This window comes from Parendozoicomonas sp. 2304DJ65-17 (assembly GCF_058148445.1).
Window position 1 is genome coordinate 382,302 of the sequence record NZ_JBYVJV010000001.1, and the last position, 16,297, is coordinate 398,598.

12 protein-coding genes are annotated in these 16,297 nt (G+C 48.5%); 10 read left to right on the forward strand and 2 right to left on the reverse strand.

All coding sequences use genetic code 11. From position 1 onward, the window contains the following. The 5 genes from ACY2RR_RS01760 to ACY2RR_RS01780 all read left to right on the forward strand — a co-directional run bounded on the left by ACY2RR_RS01760 (window position 1) and on the right by ACY2RR_RS01780 (window position 6,944). The gene (locus ACY2RR_RS01760; RefSeq protein WP_490106413.1) at window positions 1-804 is read left to right on the forward strand and encodes a LuxR C-terminal-related transcriptional regulator; all 804 of its coding nucleotides are present in this window, start codon (window positions 1-3) and stop codon (window positions 802-804) included. A gap of 27 nt (window positions 805-831) precedes the next feature. Next, window positions 832-2,616 (forward strand): alpha/beta hydrolase, encoded by a 1,785-nt coding sequence (locus ACY2RR_RS01765; RefSeq protein WP_490106414.1) that lies wholly within the window; start codon window positions 832-834, stop codon window positions 2,614-2,616. A 65-nt stretch (window positions 2,617-2,681) separates the two neighbouring features. Beyond that, window positions 2,682-3,374, forward strand: a complete 693-nt coding sequence (locus ACY2RR_RS01770) for an HAD family hydrolase (protein WP_490106415.1) — start codon at window positions 2,682-2,684, stop codon at window positions 3,372-3,374. A gap of 117 nt (window positions 3,375-3,491) precedes the next feature. Further along, a complete protein-coding gene (locus ACY2RR_RS01775; RefSeq protein WP_490106416.1) occupies window positions 3,492-4,022 on the forward strand; it encodes a hypothetical protein in 531 nt (176 codons plus the stop codon). 120 nt (window positions 4,023-4,142) lie between these two features. Then, window positions 4,143-6,944: a M16 family metallopeptidase gene (locus ACY2RR_RS01780; RefSeq protein ID WP_490106417.1), complete on the forward strand. Its 2,802-nt coding sequence runs from the start codon at window positions 4,143-4,145 to the stop codon at window positions 6,942-6,944. 46 nt (window positions 6,945-6,990) lie between these two features. On the opposite strand, the gene ACY2RR_RS01785 is transcribed toward ACY2RR_RS01780, so the two are convergent. Then, the gene (locus tag ACY2RR_RS01785; protein ID WP_490106418.1) at window positions 6,991-7,836 is read right to left on the reverse strand and encodes a hypothetical protein; all 846 of its coding nucleotides are present in this window, start codon (window positions 7,834-7,836) and stop codon (window positions 6,991-6,993) included. 291 nt (window positions 7,837-8,127) lie between these two features. Between ACY2RR_RS01785 and ACY2RR_RS01790 the strand changes: the two genes are divergently transcribed. The 4 genes from ACY2RR_RS01790 to ACY2RR_RS01805 all read left to right on the forward strand — a co-directional run bounded on the left by ACY2RR_RS01790 (window position 8,128) and on the right by ACY2RR_RS01805 (window position 13,306). Continuing rightward, complete coding sequence (locus tag ACY2RR_RS01790) at window positions 8,128-8,481, forward strand: helix-turn-helix domain-containing protein (RefSeq protein ID WP_490106419.1); 354 nt, start codon at window positions 8,128-8,130, stop codon at window positions 8,479-8,481. 407 nt (window positions 8,482-8,888) lie between these two features. Then, window positions 8,889-10,286 carry an L-cystine transporter gene (locus ACY2RR_RS01795; RefSeq protein WP_490106420.1) on the forward strand — a complete coding sequence of 466 codons (1,398 nt, stop codon included), beginning with the start codon at window positions 8,889-8,891 and terminating at the stop codon, window positions 10,284-10,286. Between the two features lie 20 nt (window positions 10,287-10,306). Continuing rightward, window positions 10,307-11,689, forward strand: coding sequence for a CoA-disulfide reductase (locus ACY2RR_RS01800; RefSeq protein ID WP_490106421.1), 1,383 nt, complete (start codon window positions 10,307-10,309; stop codon window positions 11,687-11,689). Between the two features lie 237 nt (window positions 11,690-11,926). Further along, window positions 11,927-13,306, forward strand: coding sequence for a hypothetical protein (locus tag ACY2RR_RS01805; protein WP_490106422.1), 1,380 nt, complete (start codon window positions 11,927-11,929; stop codon window positions 13,304-13,306). A gap of 7 nt (window positions 13,307-13,313) precedes the next feature. Here ACY2RR_RS01805 and ACY2RR_RS01810 read toward each other — a convergent pair whose 3' ends face one another. Further along, window positions 13,314-14,354 carry an acyltransferase gene (locus ACY2RR_RS01810; RefSeq protein WP_490106423.1) on the reverse strand — a complete coding sequence of 347 codons (1,041 nt, stop codon included), beginning with the start codon at window positions 14,352-14,354 and terminating at the stop codon, window positions 13,314-13,316. 401 nt (window positions 14,355-14,755) lie between these two features. Between ACY2RR_RS01810 and asnS the strand changes: the two genes are divergently transcribed. Beyond that, a complete protein-coding gene (gene asnS / locus ACY2RR_RS01815; protein ID WP_490106424.1) occupies window positions 14,756-16,156 on the forward strand; it encodes an asparagine--tRNA ligase in 1,401 nt (466 codons plus the stop codon). Window positions 16,157-16,297: the final 141 nt, after the last annotated feature.

Genomic DNA, 16,297 nt, shown 5'->3' on the forward strand with positions numbered 1-16,297 from the left:
ATGGCGCACGAAGAGTTGATAACCGTACCTGAATTAACAACCGGGTGGTCTGCAGGGTCCCTGCAAACAAGAGAGTTACCAGAGATTATCAATGAGCTGAAAAGCAGGCTGGTACCTTTGGGTTTTAAGACTATCTGTTATCAGGGTGCGCCTTACCGAATTCAAGATGACCTTCATGCACCTGATGATGTCAGTCTGTTCACTCCTCAGCTACTGGCTGAATCAAACTCAACAGTGATTTCCGACCAGATAGATGAAGAGCTGCTTCATAGTTACCTCAATGAATATGCGATGAAAGACCCTAACTTTCATCAGACCATCCGCTTCCTGGGACCTTTTGTTCATCGAACCAAAACGAAAGGGCATGACTCTTTAGCCCGGTTAACAGCTTTTATGAAAGAGCTTGGCATTGGGTCTCGTATAACCTGGCCTCAAAAGAGCTTCACCGGAAAGCACTGGTGCGGATTATTTTCCCTGACCAGTGAACTTCCGGCAGAGGAGCTGGAGCAGCATGTGAGAAAGCATATGCACACCCTGCATCATCTGCTTCATCTCTATCACCTTGAACTGCAATCCTGTCACGCAAAACATTTCAATCCTTTCCTGCAATCCAGCGTGTTCTGTGCAAAAGCCCTGCTCAGTTTGAAGGGGGCTGCCTCCGGGCAAAGCAGCAAAGTTATTGCCGGGGAAATTGGTTTAACCGTGCGCGGTGTTGAATACCACATCGAACGTTTGAAAGTGCTGTTGAATGCCCGCAATCGCCAACAACTGATTCACCTGTCTCACGAGATTGGACTTCTCTGAGATACCTCTGATATTTGGGAGATAAAGATGAGAGCATCTCTTCTCAACGCTTTTACTATGTGCCTGTTGTTTTTTAATCTTCAGGCTCTGGCAAGTGACCTTCACACAATCACTCCAGACATGGAGGCTGAAACCAGCTACGGCCCTTATGCTGTTGGCGCAAAGGTCATTTTTGCCCGGAACAGTGCTGAACGTTTTGACCCTTGGAATACCGCTTACGCCAGCCCCACTTACCAAAAGCTTCTGGAAGATATTGAGGCCAGTGGTCAGCCTCGCACGGTGGTTACCCACATCTGGTATCCAGCCAAACCAAAACCCGATATAAAACCAGATGGACGTATACCTGTGCCAGCTATTTCTGGCCAACAGGCCGAGATACAGGATTATGTTCTCAGAGACCCAGAGATGTTCCGGCCGCTGGCAAAGTTCTTTGGTATTGATGCCCGGAGTATCTACAACTCAAACGGTAAAACTCTCGCAGAACTGGCCAGAGATCATAACAGCTCAGAGCTGAAAAAATTTCAGCAAAGCCTTATCCATCAAAAGCGTAATGCCTGGCTGAATGCCCCTATTGCCGAGGGACGATTTCCAGTCATTGTTCTTTCTCATGGTCTTGGCGGAAATTACTCCATGTGGGATACCGCGGGTGAATATCTTGCCAGTCAGGGTTATATCGTAGCTGCCCCTACATATATCTCTGATGGAACGATGCCCCTTGTTTTTCACGACCCGGCTTCAGAATACGCCAAAGGGCATTCTGGCAAAGAAATAAAAAGAGCTTATAGCACTCTGGCTGAACTGAAAGTTGTTCCCAATTTTATGCGTTTCCTTTTTGGCAAAGAGCACTTCACCGAAGCTGATATTGCAACCTTTGACCCATCTGAGGAAACCATTCAGGAAGGTGGCGCAAAGAAAATGGTGGATATGCAGCGTAACCTGTTCCGCCAGAGAGTTGCTGATGTCAGTACCGTCATTCAAACATTGTCATCACTGAATGAACAAAAAGGCGTTTGCCGAAACCAGCTACAGGGTTCACCAATTAATGAGTGTGGCTTCTTCAGTGGTCATATCGATTCCAGCCTTGTTGGCCTGTCCGGTCACTCCCTGGGCTCTATGACTTCACAGCTGGCGGTTGAGCACCTGCCAGGAGTCACTACCGCAATTGGCCTGAATAATGGAACACCGTACTCATGGACGCCATCAGAAATGTATGGCGCTGGAAAAACGCCTGAAGGCCTGCCTGTTGGCAACAGAAAACCTGTATTACAACTGATTGGCAATGAAGATTCTTTTGTTCAGTGGGTGTTTTATACACTGTCACAGGACTGGGTTGAGCAGGCAGGAGGTAATCCCAAATCCCTTATGAAACTGCTTGCGGAACAGAAAGATCCATCAAAAAACAACCCTCAGCCAGTTGCCCGCAGTGCTTATCAGAGATCCGTTGGCGACAAAATGTTGGTAACAATTAAAGATGTAGATCACGGTAACCTGACTCAACATAACTCTGCTTATAACACGCCGTTTTACAAGCTCTCCAGTAACGAAGCCGCTTTTGGCACCAGCCCGGTTCGCTACCGCAAAGCTGTTGGCAAGCAACTCGATCAGCCAGATTTTCAGGGCAAATCCTTCGAACTGCTTGACTGGGAAATATCACCATCTGCTGGTTATGTTTATCTCCCTCACATGATTCGTGATTACTATTACAAAAACTGGTTTGATTTCTATCTGAAAGGCAGAGCGTCAGCCTTGGACAAACTCAAGACAACACCTTTTGACAGTTTGCTGAAGTCTGAATACAAGCTGCCCCAGTAACAGGCTTCCTGTTTGCAGAAATATCCAGTAAAACGCTATTGTTTGACCTGCCATCAAAACTGAAGATGGCAGATCACTATAACTCTGGAGTTTTCCCGTTGCAGACACTACCTTCCGCCGTACTTCTGGATATGGACGGCACCCTGTTTGATAGTGAAGCTATGTATCGAACCCTCTGGCAAAAAACTGCCCGGGAATACGGCATTGATTTAAACGATGAGGTTTATAAGAAGTTTATTGGTGCCCGCTACGACCAGTGCCTGGAATTTATACAGAATCTGGGAGGGGAAGGCTTTGATATTCAGGGTTTCTTGAATTTAATTAATCTCTACGAAAAAGATGTTTTGCCACCTCCACCCAAAAGCGGCGTGACTGAGTTTCTGGCCTGGCTTGAGAGCCACAACATTCCCAAAGCCGTAGTGACATCATCAGGGGCTGAAAGGTCTGAACTGACCCTGAACACAATTGGTGGAAAGAAACGCTTCGACGCAGTGATTACCGGGCATGATGTACAGAATCCCAAACCTTCACCAGAACCTTACCTGAAAGCCTGCGACGCTCTGGGAGTATCTCCCCAGCACACACTGGCTATTGAAGACTCAAACACCGGGGCTCTTTCGGCTATTAATGCTGGCTGCCCTACGGTTATCGTCCCCGACATGCTGCCCATTCATGATGAAGTCAGGGATCAGTGCCTGCTTATTATTAAATCTCTGGATATTTTACCCGGCTGGATTAACCAGCAGCTTTCACGCTGAAACTGAAAATTACAGAGACGAGTAATACGCCTCTGTAATATTTCACACTGTCACAATGTCCAGTGTTCACTCGACTATTCTTTCTGCCTGCATCTCGGATTTGAGGAGGTTTATGTGATGCTAAAATCACGCTTGAGCAGGCAATCACACAAGCAGTTCGGCCTGCTGAAAATGGCAGCTCTCAGCTGTTTAATCATTCTCCCGGCTTATGGCTCTGGTAAATCAACTCATCTGCTAACGCCATTCAGCTCGGTAAAGGAAGTCACTAAAAATAAACACCTGCAATGGTATGAACTGGATAAAAATGCTGTGCAGCTGCCCACAATTAATAATTATTATGGGCTTGATGGCGGTTACATCGGCTGCTTTTCCAACGCTCCGGAATACTCCTTTAAGTCGATTAAAAATCCGGCAGGTGGAAACTTCTACCTGAAGGGGCGCATCCGTTTAGAAGGGTCTTTCCCCAAAGGTTATTTTGTCCCGAAAGGTTATGATGATCAGGACATATCCACACTCCCGGAATTCAGCAAACTTTGCGCAGACACGTTTTCATTCTGTCAGGACTGCTGGGCTGGAGGATTCCGGAAAGATCCACCCACTGTTGCTGAAATAATGATGTTCAGTGAGATGTATCACCCTATTCCATAATCGCACAGTGCGCTTGATTACAAATAAACGACAATGAACGGGAACCTTTTCTGGCTACGGTTGTCTCTGTCTGTGATAAGCTCAAAGTCAAAACCCTCCAAGGATTTTTGAAACATCACTATGATCAAGACATCCCGCACCTCCAAGCGCCTGAAGGGAACTGTTCTGGCTCTGGCCATTGGTACTGCTCTTGTTTCCGGCTGTTCAGGAATCAACCCGGTTGCCAGTCTGAGCAGTCAGCAGACACAAGCGTTGCCGGAAGTGAAAATTCCCTACGAAAAATTCACGCTAGATAATGGCCTCACTGTTGTGGTGAACGAAGACCGCAAAGCACCAATTGTTGCCGTGAACGTCTGGTACAAGGTTGGTTCTAAAGACGAGACTGTGGGCCAGCGGGGTTTTGCGCACCTGTTTGAGCATCTGATGTTTCAGGGGTCAGAAAACTACAAGGGCGAATACTTTGTGCCTTTTAAAGAAGCTGGCGTAACAGATCAGAACGGTACTACCAGCACCGACCGTACCAATTACTTTGAAACGGTTCCTACCCCAGCTCTGGATATGGCTCTGTGGATGGAGTCCGATCGTATGGGGCACTTTGAAGGTGCCATCAGCCAGGACACTCTGGATGAACAACGAGATGTTGTTAAGAATGAAAAGCGTCAGGGGGAAAACCGCCCTTACGGAAAGGTCTGGAGCCGGGTTACAGAACAAACATTCCCCAAAGGTCATCCTTATTCCTGGCCAACCATTGGCTATATGGAAGACCTCAATGCTGCCAGCCTGGATCAGGTAAAAAGCTGGTTTGATACCTATTACGGCCCATCTAATGCCGTGCTGGTGCTCTCCGGTGATATAGATGTTGAAACCGCCCGCAAGAAAGTACAAAAATACTTTGGCGATATTCCAGCCGGCAAACCACTGAACAAGCTGGAAGCCTGGATTGCCAAGCGTAGTGAAGAAAAACGCGACAGTATTCAGGACCGCGTTCCACAGGCCCGATTAATGAAGGTCTGGAACGTGGCTGAGAGCGGCACCCGTGATGCTGAAAACCTTTCTCTTGCCACCGATGTTCTGGGTGGTGGAAAAAACAGCCGTCTTTATAAGAGACTGGTGATTGAAGAACAGTTAGCCACCAGTGCCGGAGCATTCCTCTATGATCGCCTTTTGGCCGGGCAGGTTATGATCTCTGTGGATGCCCGCCCCAATGTTCCACTCAGCAAAATTGAAAAGATTGTTGATGAGGAGCTGAACAAGTTCCTGAAGGAAGGCCCAACACAAGAAGAGCTTAACCGCATTCGCTTCAGTCAGTCTGCATCTTTTGTCAGGGGTACAGAGCGAGTCGGTGGATTTGGCGGCAAATCTGACATTCTAGCCCGCGGTGAAGTTCTTTACGGAAACCCTGGTTTCTACCAGAACAGCTTCAAAATGATGAAAGAGGCGACCCCAGAAAGCATCCGCAAGAGTTCTGATCGCTGGTTAAGCAGCGGCGCCTATGTTTTGGAAGTCACACCTTTCCCAAAATACAGCCACGCAAACAAAGGCGCGGATCGTAGCAAGGTTCCTGCAGCTGGGGATATTGTAAAAGTCCAGCTGCCTGAACTGCAGCGGGAAACTTTATCTAACGGCCTTAAAGTGGTTCTGGCCAGTCGTCCACAAACTCCAGTTGTGCAGATGGAATTGCAGTTTAATGCCGGCCTTTCTGCCCGTATGGGCAAACCCGGCCTACCCGGTTTTGCCATGGCCATGCTCGATGAAGGCACGGCAACCCGCGACAACCTGCAGATTGCCGCTGACCTTGAAAACCTTGGTTCAGGTATAAGCGCCGGCAACGATCTGGATACTTCCAGCCTTTATCTTGATGCACTGACAGTCAGCCTCGATCCTACCCTGGATATCCTTGCTGATGTGCTGATAAATCCAGCCTTTGAAGAAGATGATATCCAGCGCCTGCGCAGCAACATTAAAGATGGCATCAAGCAGGAGAAGGCGGCCCCAACAGGTATTATTCGCCGTGTGCTGCCAGAACTTCTCTACGGTAAAGGTCATGCTTACGACACTCCCTGGAGTGGCAGCGGTACAGCAGAATCTATTGATGCGTTGAACCGTGATAATCTGGTGAACTTCTGGAAAACCTGGCTGCGCCCGGATAACGGCACTCTGATCGTTACCGGTGATATCACCATGGATGAACTCAAGCCCAAACTTGAGAGAGTGCTTGGCAGCTGGAAAGCTCCCGCTGAGTCCATGCCTGCAAAAGATATTGCCAAGGTCAGCAATCCAAAGAAAACCCGTGTTTTCCTGATTGATTATCCGGCAGCAGGCCAATCCGTGATTGTCGGCAGCCAATTAGTTATGCCCAGCAAAGATAAGCGCACTCTGGCTTTCAATATCATGAATGATGTGATCGGTGGAGAATTTACCGCTCGCGTAAATATGAACCTGCGGGAAGATAAAGGCTGGGCTTATGGTGCCAGCAGTTATGCCAAGAGTGCTGTAGGCCAGCGCCCTTATCTGGTCAGCACGTCTGTGCAATCCGACCAGACCGGCCCTGCCGTTAGTGAAATTCTGAAAGAGTACCAACAGTTCCTGGGCGATAAACCCGCTACAGAAGAAGAGCTGAAGTTTGTAGAACGTAATCGCACCCGCAAACTCCCCGGCAGCTATGAAACCAACAGTGCACTGTTAGGCTCTATCAGTAGTTTGGTTGAGTACGATCTGCCGCAAAGCTATCTCTACAATTACGCAGAGCGCGTTCAAGCGGTCAAACTTCCTGAAGTGCGCAAACTGGCTAAGGAGTTCCTGAAACCGGATGCCTTTACCTGGGTGATTGCTGGAGATGTGAAGAAGATTCGACCACAGCTTGAAAAGCTGAATCTTGGAAAGATTACGGTGCTGGATCGTAATGGTCAGCCTGTGAAGTAAACTTTCACTTTCGTTCTATTAAAGGCTGCTTTGGCAGCCTTTTTCTTTATTCAACGCTGGTATATCTCGCCAGCACCATACTTCCTTGTGACTTCTTCTTTCTCCTCCTAAGGGATCCTACAGGACTAGCTGTTGGTGAAGAGCTATCAGAAAGATCAGAAGAAGAGGAGTCCGTACTAATAGACCTTTTCGTTAATAGAGCTGTTTCACTGGCAAACAGGCGAGGCGGACTGGTTTCACGGTATTTTCTAAGTTTCTTCTGTTGTTGTGGTGTAGCACAACACACTTCCAACATTTCATCACCTGCACGAAGAGTGAAACGATTCTTTTTAAAACTCCAGGCATCAGGGTTCATACGGTAAGGTTCCCTTACCTGAACGATGCTCGTCAGCGCACTGGAAATTGCATCAGCAAGGGGGATTGAAGGCCTACGGATATAAGCTGTCATCATCACATTCAAATCAAAAAGGGATTTATATGCACCAAAACCTGTTGCGACCCAGGCGTTCTCTTCAAACTGACTTCCGGGGTCATCCGTTCGACAATAAATATCGTTATCACCTGCAGGCCCAATAAATAAATTCCCAGGGGGGTAGCCATATAGTTTCATAAATGAATCGATGTAAGGATGAGGCTCAGCGTCATCATTATGCTCCACAGAGCCTTCACTGAGCTCTCTGCAAAAAGCCATTGTTTCTTCTGCATCAACTTGTCTTTTAACATTGTATTTATCAATGCTTCGCCAAAACTGACTGAGAAATTTCTTTGAGCACTCTAAGTGTCCACTCTCAATGTGCTTATTCCAGTAAGCCATCAGGGTTGTGTAAGGAACTATATGATGACAGCTAAGAGGAACGCACAATGCCCCCCCAGAGTAATCAGCCGCTTTCATTCGCCCTCTATCTACAAACTCAGAGGTGCACGTAAGGGCTTTATTCGCTCGAATAGCAAATGACAACGGGTTGCCTCGACTGGAAGTCTGAGAAGAAATTTTCAGGTTATAAGCATCCATGCCACAACTCCTGTCTTAAAAGAAAACTCTACAGGAATTGCTGGCAATAGTGGGTTAGGCACACTAACAACATTGTTAGCTGCTATTTGCCCCAGATTAATTTTTCCAACCTGTGAACAGCGTAATATCGCTACATGTTTCAAGCTGTGGTTCATATCAGGAGGGGGATGAGTGAGCTACAAACAGCTGACCGAACAGGATCGCATGGCCATCTGGGCGATGCGTAAAGAAAGAAAAAGTCAGGCCGAAATTGCCCGTGCTTTAGGCTGTCATCGCAGCACAGTCAGTCGAGAACTCAGGCGCAACGCTAGTATCAACGGTTATGACGCTCACCATGCCCAACAACAAACTGTTAAACGCCGCCAGTTTCACTCCAAATATGATAAGGATGAATACAAGAGTCTTGTTGAAATGTTAAAAGGCATGAAATGGACAGTTCCGAAAATCAAAGAGTTTCTTATTCGCCATCATCCGGAATTATCTGGTTCTATTGATAACCTGTTAAACGAAAAGAAACTTACCTAATTCACAATAAGCTTTCCTTATTGTTTTCATTTGTTTCATTGTGATATTTGATACTAAATGTTGACGCAAGTCACCATGGCTCATATTGAATAAGCAAAGTGAACACCGTATCGTCACTCTGGGAACTGGGAGATGATTCCATGTTCCTGTTTCTCTTAAGGTACCCATATCAGCACAACTGATTCAGGTCTGCTTATGTTGACTTCAACACAACGCTTTACCCTCTCTTACACAGCCAGCCTCTCTCTTTCTGGTTGTCGGTGTTGTTGTTGATTGTCATAACGACAGACTGATTCTGCCGTACTAAACCCAAGTACTTAATTTCAAACAACGCGTATTAAAAATATGCGGGGTTGTTTGTACTGCCGTAATTCTCATTTTCGAGATCTCTCACACGGAACTTTATTATGTCGTTCGCTGTTATTGCTAATATCGCCGTCATGATCGGCCTTATCGGCTTGCTTTACCGCTACCAAAAACAATACATGGCTTTTACCCGTCGTGTATTTATCGCCCTTGGTCTGGGCGTCGCTTTTGGTACTGCACTGCAAATCATCTACGGTTCTACTTCCGAAGTTGTTTCTGAGTCTCTTTCCTGGATTAACATTGTTGGCAACGGCTACGTTAGTCTGCTGAAGATGATCATCGTTCCTCTGGTGATGGTCTCCGTTATTTCTTCCATCCTGAAGCTGAAAGGTGCCGGTTCTCTCGGAAAGATCAGCGGCTGGATTCTAAGCCTGCTGATGATCACCGTATCTGTCGCGGGTCTGATTGGCGTGATGTCTGCTCTGGGCTTCGGTCTGACTGCAGAATCCATCACCGCCGGTGCTCGTGAAGCTGCCCGTGGAGAACAGCTGCTGGCCCGCGCTGCGACTGTGGATGCTATCTCAATCCCAAGCATGCTGCTGAGCCTGATTCCTTCCAACCCATTCCTGGATATGACTGGCGCCCGCAGCACCTCTATCATCGGTGTTGTAATCTTCTCCGCCTTCATCGGTGTTTCTGCTCTGGGCCTGAACCGCAAGAAGCCTGAAATCTATGCCAGCATCGAAAACGGTGTGAACGTACTGCACGCGCTGGTTATGCGTATGGTAACTCTGGTCCTGCGTCTGACTCCTTACGGCATTCTGGCGCTGATGACCAAGGTTGTTGCCGGTTCCAACGTGAAAGACATCATGCAGCTGATCCAGTTTGTTATGGCTTCCTACGTTGCTCTGGCTGCTGTATTCGTTGTGCACCTGATCATGGTAACCATGGTTGGCGCCAGCCCTGTGCAGTTCCTGAAGAAGGTTATCCCTGTACTGAGCTTCGCGTTCTCTTCCCGTAGCTCTGCAGGCACCATGCCCCTGACCATCCAGACCATGACTCAGCGTCTGGGCATCTCCGAAGGTGTTGCCAACTTTGCTGCTTCCTTCGGTACCACCATTGGCCAGAATGGTTGTGCTGGTATCTACCCAGCCATGCTGGCGGTGATGATTGCTCCGACTGTTGGTATTGATCCAACCAGCATCAGCTTCATTGGCACCCTGATCGTAACCATCGCTATCGGCTCCTTCGGTGTTGCCGGTGTGGGTGGCGGCGCGACTTTCGCCGCGCTGATCGTACTGTCTGCCCTGGGCCTGCCTGTTGAACTGGCTGGTCTGCTTATCTCCATCGAGCCTCTGATCGACATGGGCCGTACCGCAATCAACGTAAGCGGCGCTATCGCGACTGGCTTTGTTGGCGGCCGTGCCATGGGCGAGGTGGACATGAAAAAGTTCAACACCAACGATACTTTTGAGCTGGATATGGAAGCCGCTTCCTAAGGGAACGAGTAATTATTGATATGTCTGAGAGCACACCGCTTCAGATCGTTATCATCGGAGCCGAGGCGGCTGGCATGAGTGCCGCCGCCAAGGCTCGCCGGGTTGCCCGGGATGCAACGATCACCGTTTTTGAGCAGTCCAAGGTTATCTCTTTCGGTGCCTGTGGCCTGCCTTACTACATTGGCGACTTCTTCACCAACCCCGGTGAAATGTCCGAGTTCACACCTGAGCAGTTCGCTGCCAAAGGTATTGATGTTCGCATCCGCCATCAGGTGATGTCTGTTGATAGCGAACGTCAGGTTGTGAAGGTTGAGAATCTCGCTTCCGGCGAGATCTTCGAGCAGCCTTACGATCGCCTGCTGATCGCCACTGGCGCTACCCCTATTGTTCCTCCTGTTCCCGGCCTGAAAGAAGGTCTGGAAGCGGGTCGTGTTTCCTGCGTGAAAACCATGCAAGACGGCATCACCCTGAAAGAAACCATTTCCAGCGAACTGATTCAGGACGTTGCCGTAATCGGCGCGGGCTACATCGGCCTGGAAATGGCAGAGGCTCTGGAGCGTCAGGGTAAACGTGTTCGCGTATTCGACAGCGCCGAACAGCCTCTGGCTGCCAGCTTCGATAAAGAAATTACCGAACTGGTAACCGCAGAGCTGGAAAAAGGTAGTGTTGCCTGTCACTGGCATGAGTCCCTGCAACAGCTGACCATCGCTGAAGATGAACGTCTGCACCTGCAAACCGATCAGGGCCAGTACCAAGCTGATCTGGTGGTTCTGTGCACCGGTGTTCGTCCTACTACTGCATTCGTAGACAGCCTCGGTCTGGACAAGCTGGGCAATGGCGCGATCATCGTAAATGATCAAGGCAAGACCAGTGTTGACAACATCTTTGCCGCTGGTGATTGCGCGACTATCAACCACGGCCAGCTGGACAAGCCTGTATGGATTCCTCTGGCAACTGTCGCTAACAAGCTTGGTCGTCTGACCGGTGAAACTATGGTTGCCAAAAGCGGGGGCGGTCTGGATAAGCGTTTCCCCGGAGCCTACGGGGCTGCCTGCCTGAAGGTTATGGATCTGGAAGCCGGTCGCGTGGGCCTGAGCGAGAAAGAAGCTCTGGAACACGGTGTTGAGTACAAGACCGTTGTTATCCGCGGTAAGGATCACACCAGCTACTACCCCGGTCAGTCCGACATTCTGGTGAAACTGGTGTACGCACCAGACACCAAGAAACTGTTGGGCGGCCAGATTGCTGGCGGCCGTGGCGCGGTTCTGCGTGTTGATGCGCTGGCTGCGGCTATCAAAGGTGGTCTGACCACCGAAGATCTGGGCATGATGGACTTCTGCTACGCACCTCCTTTTGCACGGACATGGGATGCCATGAACGTTGCTGGAAACGTAGCAAAATAAGATTTCCCAACACTGGTGAAATCTCTGAAACGGGCTCGCTTATGTGAGCCCGTTTTTTTATGTTTAGAACAAAAATGACAACAACATTATTAACTCTACCCATAAGCTCAGAGGCCTGAACAAAAACGTCAAAATCACGACCTGCCCCAATAGTTGCCTTCCTTGTTCCAGGTTCTGCTAACGCTAAGGAGCTAATGTTAATTGAATGATTAGGAAGTTGTTCTCAGGAAGAGTGTTATGGGACAAAAAATCGGTTCATCCGGTGGCAACCGGCCGCCATCTGGTCCACTAGAATCCCTCAAGCAGAAGCTCCATCTTAAAAAAGGCAAAAAAAGTGGATTGAACGTTACCTTTGTTGCCGACGCTAAGCCTAAAGTTGGTCAATCAAAAGCTGGGGACCCCTATTCCTCACCTTTACTGAACGGCGCAAAACTCAAACCTGTTCCTACAGTTGTGCCTATGGTGAGCCAATCTCCACAGGCTCAGAAGGCTGAGCTTCTTTCTCTGGCCAAAAATCATTTGATGGAACAGTTTGCCTCTCAACTGGCAAGCGTTACACCTGAAGCCAGAGCGTCTGAGTTGGAGTACTTGAAAGAAACATACAGTCTTGATGAGGACGGTACCATTGACGATGACCTGTTTTCTGCCATTGAACATTCTCTACACGAGGCAAAGCTTCCCCTTAAAACCAAGGGAGTGGTTATAGATAGAGACCTGGCTACGGAACTGTGTAAAGAACTCAACCATGAGCTGGAACAACTCAGTGAAACTGATGACCCAGCTAAATACGGTGAAGAGATGGTTGAGGCTATGGACCAGAAAGGGCTTGCTCCATCTGGCCAGACCCGCCTTATGCGACAGATGTCCAAAACAGAGTCTATGGACGAATTTACCAAAGCCCTTGAGGTTCACTGTCACTTCCAAGGCGACCTTAAAAGCCATGAACGTAATCATGCGATTAAAGAGTACACCCGTCTGGCGGGAGACAGATTTATTGCAACGATGCACGACAAAGTTAAAGGGGCTTCATCAACCGAGATCGGACAAAGAACAGAGTTAGCCAAACAATATGTTCAAATGACCGACTGGGGGGCAGGCGACTTTAATTATACCCTTCATATCATCAAACAGGATCTGGGGTTAGATACCGGGGCAATGGCCTGCATGAAAATCAATGCCGGCTTTGATACTCAAGTCATGAATAAAATTGCACAACCTATTTACGACAGAGCAACCCAGCAAATCCATCAAGAGCTTTGTGACGAAGTTGAAACACTGCAACCCAACATGTCTAAAACCCACCCAAGCGAACTTATGTCTACCCTCGACCTCGAAGGCGCAAAAATGCGACATAGAGCTGAACTGGTGAAAGAGAAAAAGAGCAAGCTGGACAAAGCCAAAACCAAAGAAGACCGGCATGAGATCATGGCCAAAGTACATCAACGGGTAGAGGCTCGCCACGAAAGAATGGTGTCACTTCTTGGTGAAGTTGGAAATAAGCTGCTCCAAAAACAATTCTCACCTGAAGATCCTCTTCCCATGCCTTTTATTGTTCGTGGTAGCCAATTAGCTCAAATGAAGTCTCGCGCTAACCCCTTCAGATCAACACGAGGCTAATCGAGCTTCAGGGTACCAGCCATGCGGTTGCTTTACTTTTACTAAGCCACCAGACAAAAAACAAAGAAATGGCCGTTACAACGACGGCTATAGCCGGAACAGTCAGAAGAGTTAATCCCGGAAAAAGCTCCCAGTTTTGTATTGGCCAAAGAACAATGGGATGAAAAAGGTAAAGTCCCAAACTATAACGGCCAACAAAACTCACCACTTCCCTCAGCTTTCCCTGAATTTTCTCACCATAATTAAACGCCATAACAAAAACCGCAGCCGCCACAATGACTGTGTTCAGGGTTTTGTAGGAAGTGTACATACCCGGCGAATAATCCCCAGCGGCCGACGATAAATCCCACACACCGTATAAACCGGCAACAACTGCAAAACCTGCGGTAATAAACAAAGCTCTGCGCTGCTCTCGATTTAAAGGCATGCGAATCAAGGCATAACCCAATGGCATGTAACCACCGTACATAATTACACCGGTCATCCAATCAGACTCTATACGCATCAAATAAAGCAGCGTTAAAACCATCCACCCCATAACCAACATACGGAGTTGGTCATCCGACAACTTTTGTACCCAAGGGGTAAGAAAGGGAATCACCAGATAAAGCGGAATGAAATAGTAATAAAAACCCAGATGGTACCAGGTGGCTTCTTCTGGCAGCCCTGCCAGAACTGTCAGGGCTGGTTCCAGGTCATAAAAGATTCCCTGATTATCCCAACCCAACCCGGCCAGAAAGGCATAAAAAACAGACCAGACTATAAAGGGAACGACCACCCGGCTCACTCTGCGAGACAGGTAATATTGAAGATTGAACGGGCGTGTATCCGGAAGCATTAATGCGCCGGTAATCATAATAAATACCGGAACTGCCCAACGGGAGCTGACATTAAAACCCACAGCCGCAAGCCAGTCATAATCCGGAATCTGACCAATCATGCTCCGGTAAGGACCAATCACATGAATTATGACAACCGCAAATGCAGCAACGGCTCTCAGTAGTTCAACAAAAAAATAGCTCTTTCGAGGCTCTTCCAGAGACTTCATTCATCCTATCCAAACAACTTATTAACCAGAAGAAATACGTGCACCAGCCCTGTATTTCTCAGAGAAAAAATCCCTTTGAGCAAGGGTTTATAGTACGGGCATTTCATTTTCGCACGAATGTACGGGAGGTAACCCATACCAGTACTTAGAGCCTGTTCCTGATCTTATACAGATGAAGAAGGCCTTAAGGGAGATAAAAAATCCAGAAGGTACAAGAGCAACTTGAATACTGTAAAGGACAATAGAAATAAGAATCTCAGAATGCGGAGTTTGCGGATTGATATTCCCGCCAACCCTGAAACACTGGCACAGTTTTCTACCTTTTTGCTGGCTGGCGCTGTCATCTTGCTCCGGCCAACTTATAATCAATCTTTAATGATTCAAGTAACGACTAATAGCCAATGAGCCATACCTCCATTGTCGATCTGCTGGCCGGCCAAAAGCCAAAGGACAGCGAAGTTGAACTGTGCGGCTGGATTCGCACCCGTCGTGACTCCAAGGCAGGCATGTCCTTCCTGGCCGTCCACGATGGCAGCTGCTTTGACCCTATCCAGGTTATTGCTGAAAGCGATCTGCCTAATTACGAAGAAGAGATCCAGAAGCTGACCGCTAGCTGCAGTGTGCGGGTAAAAGGTATTCTGGTGGAATCTCCAGCCAAAGGTCAGGACTGGGAAGTAAAAGCCACTTCCGTAGAAGTTGTCGGATGGGTTGAAGACCCTGAAACCTATGCCATGCAACCCAAGCGTCATTCCATGGAACACCTGCGTGAGCACGCACACCTGCGCCCTCGCACCAACATCATCGGTGCAGTAAACCGTGTACGCCACGCCGCTGCCAACAGCATACACAACTTCTTCGATCGTGAAGGTTATGTTTGGGCCAGCACGCCACTGATCACAGCTTCCGACTGTGAAGGTGCCGGTGAACTATTCCGCGTTTCCACTCTGGACTTCAACAACCTGCCTCGTAACGACAAAGGCGAAGTGGACTTCAGCGAAGACTTCTTCGGCAAGCAAGCCTTCCTGACCGTATCCGGCCAGCTGAACGCTGAAGCCCTGGCCTGTGCCCTGAGCAAGGTTTACACCTTTGGCCCGACTTTCCGTGCCGAAAACTCCAACACCAGCCGCCACCTGGCTGAGTTCTGGATGGTTGAACCTGAAGTTGCTTTCGCAGACCTGAATGATGCCGCTAACCTGGCAGAAAAGATGCTGAAAACAGTTTGCGGCGAAATTCTCGAGAAGCGTGCAGATGATATGGCATTCTTCAACCAGCGTGTTGATAAGGGCTGCATTGAGCGTGTTAAGACTCTGTCTGAGTCCAACTTCACCCGCATGACTTACACCGAATGTATTGATGTACTGCTGAAGTCTGGCAAGAAGTTTGAGTTCCCGGTTGAGTGGGGCATCGACATGCAGTCCGAACACGAACGCTTCCTGGCGGAAGAGCATGTGAAAGGCCCAATCGTTGTGACTGACTACCCAGCCAGCATCAAGCCTTTCTACATGCGCATGAACGACGATGGCAAAACTGTTGCTGCGATGGACGTTCTGGCTCCAGGCATTGGTGAAATCATCGGTGGCAGCCAGCGTGAAGAGCGCCTGGATGTACTGGATGCCCGTATTGAAGCTCAAGGCATGAATAAAGAAGACTATGGCTGGTACCGTGACCTGCGTCGTTACGGCACAGTTCCTCACGCCGGTTTTGGTCTTGGCTTTGAACGTCTGCTGGGTTACCTGACCGGTGTTCAGAACATTCGTGAACTGATTCCGTTCCCACGCACACCTCGTAACGCTTCTTTCTAGTCACGTTACTTTTAACCCATGCTGCTCTGGGCAGTATGGGTTTTTCATCCCCCCTCATTCCCCGCACGAAAACGACAATCCTCTACTATCATTCATCAGGAAATTGCACCCTCAGTTTAAAGAATGTTGGCTTAAAGAATG